The 6855-nt window shown below is 49.7% G+C and carries 2 protein-coding genes; both read right to left on the bottom strand.

From position 1 onward, the window contains the following. Window positions 1-126: 126 nt before the first annotated feature. Complete coding sequence (locus H8L47_RS20215) at window positions 127-3831, bottom strand: AAA family ATPase (protein ID WP_186955406.1); 3705 nt, start codon at window positions 3829-3831, stop codon at window positions 127-129. A gap of 224 nt (window positions 3832-4055) precedes the next feature. Beyond that, on the bottom strand, window positions 4056-6812 hold the full coding sequence (ppc, locus tag H8L47_RS20210) for a phosphoenolpyruvate carboxylase (RefSeq protein WP_230413834.1): 2757 nt from the start codon (window positions 6810-6812) through the stop codon (window positions 4056-4058). Between the last annotated feature and the right edge of the window lie 43 nt (window positions 6813-6855).

Below are 6855 nucleotides of genomic sequence, written 5' to 3'. Positions count from 1 at the left end.
TCATGCACCAGATCAGGTGGTGTTTGATCAACTGTTGGCACAATCAGTGACTGATACGGTGACGCTGATCGGGCAGTTTATTAATTCACCTGAGTATCTGGCGAGGTTTATGGCTTGATCATTAAGCTACTGCAGCAAAGCATGCTTTTGCTGCAGTAGCTGAGAATCTACAATTGCCTGCCTGATTGCATCAAGCAATCCCAAAGCCCCTTGAGCTGTTGCCATCTTCAAGGCCTTTTCAAGCGTTTCAATCGCAAGATCGATATCTCCCTCTTGCATGTGACACAAACTGCTCAACCGCAGCAAGTCTGCATGACAGTAATAATCCTCGTACTTGTCAATCTCGCTTAGTGTCTTTTCCAACAAAGACTTTGCCTCCTCCCAGCATTGCAATTTGATCAGCGTACTTGCCAATACCCAACTGGCCGTGGTGGTACCTGCGCGGTAGGCACCGTGCAAATTTTCTGCTGCTTGCAGGGCGGGTTTGATGTCTTCGAGCTTATTGCCATTTGCCTGCGCAGAAAGATAAAACAAACTATTCATGCTCTGCCATAATGGAAATCCAAATTGTGTCCCCAGTTGTACTCCCTCTCCTGCAAGCATGGTGACTTCATCCATTTGACCAGCAGTCCAGCACATGGCCGTGTTGAAAGTCAGCATAAAGCATAAGGCATGGCTTTTTTTGCGCTCTCTGGCCAGCAAGGTACTTTCCCTTGCCAGTTCATGGGCATAGGCATCGCCCAAAAACCACAGATTCCAGCACAGGAAGGCGCGTATCAGTATCTCAAGATCTTCGGCCCAGTAACGCTGCCGCTCTTCCAGGCTGAGCGTCTTAGCGATGGACAATCCTTCCTGTTGATAGTGCAATGCCTCTACAAACAGCCCGCGCCAGAACAATGAATTACCCAGCGAAAAGCAGGCCATCAGCCGCTTGGCTGGCGTATCTGCCAACTCCTCCAGGCGCCGCGCTATACCCAGGCCATCGCTCTTGCCTTGAGAACTCCCACCCATGTACAAACCACTTAATGCACGGAACAAAGACTCTGTTTCTTCATGATCTGGTGCCGGTAAGTCATTCAAACTATCACAGACTGCCCGGAACTGCTGATGCCCCAATTGGGATCCATATCCCTGGCATAACAGCGCAGCATTGCCCAAAGACAAACGCAGAGAAATTTGTAAATGCGTCAACCCGGATTGTGGCTGCAAAGCGATATCCAGCGCCTTGCCAAAATCATGCAAGGCATCCATGGCAAATTCATTTGCCAATGCTTTTTGCCCGCTGATAGTCCACATGGAGGCAGCCTGGTGCCAGTCACGCGCCTCTTCAAAATGTCGGGCAATTTCTGCACTCGATGTCCCAGACTCCTTTATTAAGTATTCTGCCACGCATTGATGAGTAAGCCGTCTTTGTTTTTCAGGGAAACTTTGGTAAGCAGCATCTGCAATCAACGCATGTTGAAAGCGATATTGCCCGTGCTGTGCCCCCGCTTGCACCAAACGATAGCCAATGGCCAGTTGCAGTGGGCCACCCACGTCTTCATCAGGGAGCAGGCTGCTGAGTACACGTCCATTGAAATTATTACCAATAACGGCAGCCACTTGCAGAATATTCTTGTATGGCCCGAGCTTATCCAACTCGCTCTGCAATAATTCCTTGACCGATATCAGGTGATGTTGTCCGTCTTCTGTGTGGCTCAGGGTAAGCCTCTCAATAAACAGCGGAATGCCACCGCAATCACGCGCTATGCGGGCCTGGTCTTGCGTCGACAAAAGATGCCGACGGTCGCAGGCCGCAACCATTTGCTCTGCAGCAGAAAAAGCCAGGGGATTCAGCTCAATAACAACGGGTGAGGCGCCAGCATGTTCCAACGGAGCGTCTGTCCTGGTTGTTACCAACAGCAATAACTGTTGCTTCTCGAGGCTGCCGGCGTAACGGGCCAGAAATTCGCGGGTAGCGAAATCTGACCAGTGAAAATCATCGATCAATACAAGGCAAGTCTTTTGCCTGGACAATTGGTCAAACAACATGCCCAGGGCAGCAAATATCTGATTCTTGCTATCTGCCTCCACCCACATGCTCTGATCAAATAAAGAAACGAGGGCATGCAGCATTGCTTCATCTAGCTCAGAATCCGGTACCAGCTCCTGCAGTCTTACCCTTATTCTGACCGGATAGTCCTCCGCTTTTACAGCTGGCAAAGCAAATAGCTCGGCCAGCGCTTGTCGCAAGGCTGCCAGTGACTGATGTTGGTATTCAAGCGTGCAATAAATTCGGATGACACGGTTTTCTGCGGTATCGAGCTGGCGGCTCACTTCAGTTGCCAGCCTGGTCTTCCCCATGCCAGCATTGCCACGCAATATCAACCATTGTGGTTGTGCCTGCTTTGCCAGCTGCCAGTGGCGCCATATGGTCTGTAACTCTTCACTACGCCCCACGAGAGGAAATTCTTGCTGATCGCCGATGCTCACGAGTTGCCTTGCCAGCCTGTACTTGGCTATGCCATGCGCGTAGTGATTATGAGCCAGCGCTTGTATGACATCATTTTTCAGCTTGCTGTTGATCTGATCTGCCAATATACGATCAAACACAATTTCACCCGCTGAAGCAGACCAGCACAGCTCTTGCGCTATTCTTGGCAAGGTACCAAGAAAGCGCATCTCATCAACTGTACACTGGACATTGCCAGCACAAATTCCAATGCGCAGGTACTGACGCGCATCATCTGCAAGCATGATTTCTTGTGCGGCATAAATACTCCTCAAGGCCGCTTGCTCAGGTTCGGTATGCATACCAAAACTCGCATGAAAACCTTGACCAAATATCTGCTTGCAAGCCCCGCCCCACAGGCTGATTTTCTCTCGCGCTGTGCAAAGTAACTGATCCATATGCAAAATTGCGTCTGCCTCGTCTGTCCCTGCATAGCGAGAAAGGTCAAAATCCACATAGGCAAAGGTAAGCCAGCGGATTTCGGTCACAGCCTTGCTGACAATTGAAGTCTGCTTTTTTCCTGTAAGGTCGTGATCAACTACCGCTAGCATGGGGTCTTGCTGCAACAGCCTCCTGGTAGAAGCCGATGCACGTGTACCAAAAGCAGCGAGCAAATTCTGCTCCAGCGTATTCAACACAAAATTGGCACGTTTGAAATCACCACAAGAAAGCAACAGCCGTATCAGCTTTGAAGCAGTATTTTCGTTCAAACTATCCTGTTCCCATAGCAGGTTGGCGATCGCCACAGCTGAAGCAATGCGTCCAGCCTGTTCCTGCTCACGGCAGAGCCTTGCAGCCAGATCACGCCAACGTTCCCGCAACTGCTTGCGCATCTGGTTTATCCATGATTGCAAATCAGTGCCTACATTGAGTTCCAAGCGTTCAAGAAAATCATGATTGAGTTGGCTTAGCTTTGGCTCAAAGCTATTTGTCAGCCATGTGCAAAACAGGTCAGCCGGGTCATCGGCCTGCCATTCATTGAGCAGGGTAGCAATATCCACATGTACCCGCGCATCTGGAAAATAAGCAATACTATCTCGCTTGCTTTGTATAACCTCGACACCAATGGACGTATTGATGACTTTGCCAAGATTATTGAGTACCTGGCGCAGGTTCGTCAGTGCTGCTGCACCAGGCAAGTCAGGCCACAGCAGTTCTGCCAATTGTTCCCTGGCTATCCAGCGACTGCTGGCTACCGCCAGATAGGCCAAAAGATAAATGGCTTTGCGGTATTTGAGCTTGTCAGCGATGTCATGACCATCCAGTTTCAACTGGAAGTTGCCTAGCAAGGAAATGTCAAGCTGAGAGGTAGATGGATCTGACGATGCTGAGGTGTGCATATTCTTTGAAGGTAGATACTTTTCGCTGGCAAACATGATTGCAAACTGCAACGGCATGAACAATAAAAACACACATACATGTAGCCGAATAGCAATATTATAACCGGGTCACCTATTCCCCTCTTTGAATCAGCGCAAGTAAAAGGGGATCTTGCGTCATTACAAATAAAAAACCTTCCCTGACATTCAAGGGAAGGTTTCATAAGACATAGGAAACAAAAGAATCAACCGCTATTACGTAAACCAGCAGCAATACCATTAATGGACAAATGTATGCCACGACGCACTCGCTCGTCTTCATCACCCTTACGGTAGCGTTCCAGCAATTCTACCTGAACGTGATTCAATGGTGACAGATAAGGGAAACGGTTGCGTATCGAACGTGCCAGCAAAGGATTTGCCGCCAGCAATTCATCCTGGCCAGAAATAGACTTCAGTATTTCTATGGTCGCTTCATGTTCAGTCTGTATGCGCGGAAAGATGCGGTTACGCAAGGATTCATCCTTGACCAATTGCGCATAACGGCTGGCAATCCCGATATCGCTCTTGGCAAGCACCATCTCCATATTCGATAGCACAGTACTGAAAAAAGACCATTCTTTAAACATTGCTTGCAAAGTCTGCAAACCGTTATCAGGATGGGCCTTCAAGTAAGCTTGTACAGCTGAGCCAAACCCAAACCAGCCCGGCAACATAAGCCGACATTGTGACCAGCTGAATACCCAGGGGATGGCACGCAAATCCTCTATCGCTGTCGATTTTTTACGCGATGCTGGGCGACTGCCTATGTTAAGGCCAGCAATCTCGGAAATGACTGTCGATTCCCAGAAATACTGCTCGAAACCTTCAGTTTCATAGACCAGATTACGATAGGCCTTGAAAGCATGGTCAGACAATTCTTCCATCGCCGATAAAAATTCAGGACGTGGTGCCGGTTCTGTATGTGCCAGCAAACTGGCTTCCATAGTGGCTGCAGCCAGCACTTCCAGATTGCGACGACCAACTTCAGGATTACCATATTTGGCGGTAATCACTTCACCTTGTTCAGTCAAACGAATTTGCCCCTGCACTGCACCAGCGGGTTGCGCCAGGATCGCCTGATAGCTAGGACCACCGCCGCGACCGACTGAACCACCACGTCCATGGAAAAGTCGTAGTCGCACCTGGTGTTTGCTGAATATCGCTATCAGATCAAGCTCGGCCTTATACAATTCCCAACCTGAAGTGAGGAAACCGCCGTCCTTGTTACTATCAGAGTAACCAAGCATGACTTCTTGTGCATTGCTGCGGCTGGCAAGCAGACGTGCATAAGCAGGAATGCCAAACAGCCTGTCCATGACAGGTGCACTATTCTGCAAATCGCCTATAGTTTCAAACAGCGGGATGATATTGACATCAACACGGCCTTCTGCCGGATGCAATAAACCTGACTCTTTCAACAGCAAGGCCAGTTCAAGCATATCAGACACGCCATCGGTTTTGGAGATGATGCAATTCGGTACTGAGCCTTTGCCATAGCGCTTTTGCGCAGTGCAGGCGGCGCGGTAGATTGCCAGTTCCGATTGTGTTTCTTCCGAATATGTCAGGTAAGGTGAAGCCAGCGGACGGGCTGAGCTGATTTCTTTAATCAGAATTTCTATACGCTGGTCTTCATTCAAATCCAGGTACTTCAATTCTGGATTAGCTGCTTGCAGTAACTCATGCACAACGCGTTCATGCACGTCTGAATTCTGGCGCAAATCGATAGGTGCTAGATAAAAACCAAATACCTTGACCGCACGGCGCAAGTGACGCAAACGGCCACGCGTAATCGCAGCAGAACCGTTGGCATGCAAAGAGTGGTGAACGATATCAAGATCCGCTGCCAGTTCTTCTGCGGTTGCATAAGGTTCGGCGATGCCGCTGGGATGTATGACAGGTTCCAGGCCCAGCAATTGTTTGTAGGTCGCTGACAGGCGCGCATATACACCGCTAATAGCCAGGCGATAAGGCTCGTCAGAACGGTGCGGCGAATGATCTGGCGAGCGTTCAGCCAAGGCCAGCAAGTCGTCAGAGACTTTCACCAACAGGTTCGCCATCGATAATTGCGAACCTAGAGTGTGCAATTCTTCAAGGTAGAATTTAAACGCACGTGTAGCCTGCATGGCCAGGGTTTTTTCAAGCACAGTAGCAGTGACGAAAGGATTGCCGTCACGGTCACCGCCTATCCAACTGCCCATTTTCATGAAGCTGGGCAGCTCTGTTTGCGTCAAAGCGGCATCCTTACTCGCCAGCAGGTCTTCGAGACCAGCATATAGATGCGGCAATTCGCGCAGGAAAGTGTAGTCATAAAAACTCAAGCCATTTTCCACTTCGTCGAGCACAGACAATTTGGAAGTACGCAGCATACGAGTCTGCCACAGGGTCAATACTGCGCGCCCAAGCGCTTCATCATTGGCTGCCGATTCTTCCGGCGTCAATTGCATACGGTCGCGCTCATCGAGCAGACGGGTAATCACCATCTGACAATTCAAAATGCTCTTGCGCTGCACTTCTGTTGGGTGGGCCGTCAATACCGGAAAGACTTGCGCAGTCTCAAAAAAGTCCAGCAACTGCTGGCTGCTGTGCCCTGTGTTGTACAGGGCCTCTATGGTATGTGCCAGGCTGCCCTGGCGCGGTGCAGAACCTGCAATCAAATGCGCACGGGTACGGCGTATATGATGCTGGTCCTCTGCCAGATTCACCAGATGTGAAAAATAACTGAAAGCACGTATGACTTGTGTAGTCTGGTCATTGGTCAATGTATCGAGCGTAGTTTCCAGCTCAGCACGAGCGGCTTCATCGGCATCACGGCGAAAGCGTATGGAATTCTGGCGCACTTGCTCGATGAGATCAAACACTTCATCGCCATGCTGGTTTCTTACCGTGTCGCCTAATATGCGGCCCAGCCTGCGTATGTCTTCACGCAGGCTCTGGTCTTTGTCGTCGCTGATATCGTTCATTTTTAATTGCGGGTGTAGGTGGGCGTTCATGCTGACAAATTCT

It is taken from the genome of Undibacterium umbellatum, from assembly GCF_014284125.1.
GTDB classification, from domain to species: domain Bacteria; phylum Pseudomonadota; class Gammaproteobacteria; order Burkholderiales; family Burkholderiaceae_D; genus Undibacterium; species Undibacterium umbellatum.
Note: the sequence above shows the minus strand (reverse complement) of the source record. Positions and strands in the feature narration are given on the sequence as shown.